Origin of the sequence: Borborobacter xinjiangensis (genome assembly GCF_047739745.1) — a bacterium.
In the GTDB taxonomy this organism is placed as follows: Bacteria; Pseudomonadota; Alphaproteobacteria; order Rhizobiales; family Rhizobiaceae; genus Pseudaminobacter.
This window is the reverse complement of the sequence record NZ_JBLLVA010000079.1, coordinates 1-1,546: the sequence shown is the minus strand read 5'-3', so window position 1 is coordinate 1,546 and position 1,546 is coordinate 1. Positions and strand designations below refer to the sequence as shown.

Here is a 1,546-nt window from a genome sequence, read left to right as displayed (position 1 = left end):
GCTCACATGAGGGGTTTGGCGTCAAGACATCGGATGCATCCTCCCCGTGTGCTGTCGGATTCATGGTCTGAGCCTTTTCGCGTGACGCGGCTCCTTGCCGGTTCAAACTCACATACGGTCGCCGCGCTCGCGGCCGCACCATCATTCCGCTTGCGTTGCGGTAAGGCTCAGGAGGACGGGACCATTCTAAAGCGCGGCGTTTGAAGCCATACTTTGAGCCGGTTCGCCCACCTGGATCCGCCAGGATTGATCAGTCCTGGAAGATTTCGGGATTGCTCATACAGCGCGTCGCTTAGGCCGCCTTCATGGCGACACCGTCGATTACGACGCTCAACCTGACGTATTTCCAGAGTGCGACGAGCAATTTCCTGGCAAGCGCGACAATGGTGCTCTTCTTGTGACGTCCCCCGTTAGACTGGACACGGTGGAAGAACCATTCGCTCAGCGCCGAGGACGGTTGATTGCGCAGCCACAGCCAGGCGAGTTGGATCATCGTCGTTCGCAGTCGCGGGTTGCCTGCTTTCGAAACCCCTTGTTCCCGGTCGATCGTCCCGCTCTGCCACGGCGTCGGCGCTAACCCCGCGTAGGCGGCTACCTGCCTGCGATTATCAAAATGCCGCGACAACCCCTCGGTGCAGAGTACAGCTGCAATCTCGGCGCCTACTCCCTTGATTGCGCATAACATCGCGGCAGGCCGCGTGATGGTGGTATTTTCATCGGCTGCAGTCACCAGCAAGTCACGCTCGCGCTCAACAACCGCTATATGATCGAGCAGAAGTTCAAGGCGGTCGAGTTCTCGGAGGATCTGTGCCTTGAGATGGGGCGGCAAAGCCCGGCCGTCGCCGGTTCGGAGCTCATCGAGCCGAATACGTCTGTCCTTTCGAAGCGGCTGATATTCGCCAATGCCCTGCGCAAAGAGCAGACCCTTGATGCGATTGACGTGCTCAACCCGCTCGGCAATAAGAACTCGTCGTTCGCGACAAACGCGCCGACGGTCTTCTTCTTGCGGGCTCGGGGCCCTAACCATTGCACAGACGCGAGGCTCGCCACGCTTGAAGGCGAGTAGCGTACGCACCAGTGTCTCGCCATCGATCCTGTCGGTCTTGGCCCTCCGACCACGCCGTGACGCGGCAATGGATGCTGCGTCGACGATATGGCTTTCGACGCCATGGTCTTGCAGAACCCGATGGATCCAGAACCCATCAAGCCCTGCCTCCTGGATCGTAATAATTGGAAAGACACAGCCAGTGCGGCAACGCACCTTCTCCTGAAGGTGGGCGAAACGGGAAAGCAATTCGCCGACATCACCGCCTTGAACCACATGCTTCGACATCTTCTCACCGCCGCCGGGAGATAATGACGTGACCAGCCATGTAGCCCGGCTCAGTTCGAGGGAGACAAAGATCGCGCCCAGATCGGTGCGGATCGCGGTGGCATTGTCGTACTGGCTTTGGGGAATTTGCATGGCCGTCTCCGGGAGATTGATTGCATCTGTGCAACCACACTCTCGCAGAGCGCCGGGCGCGGTTCACGCCTCATGGAATCT

1 protein-coding gene is annotated in these 1,546 nt (G+C 59.2%); it reads right to left on the bottom strand.

The window, feature by feature from the left end:
• Positions 1 to 292 precede the first annotated feature (292 nt).
• A complete protein-coding gene (locus ACLKMW_RS26400; protein ID WP_415727495.1) occupies positions 293 to 1,465 on the bottom strand; it encodes an IS110 family RNA-guided transposase in 1,173 nt (390 codons plus the stop codon).
• Positions 1,466 to 1,546 lie beyond the last annotated feature (81 nt).

Coding starts and splice junctions, on each gene's coding strand:
- ACLKMW_RS26400 (WP_415727495.1), bottom strand. CDS start 1,465: ATGCAAATTCCCCAAAGCCAGTACGACAATGCCACCGCGATCCGCACC.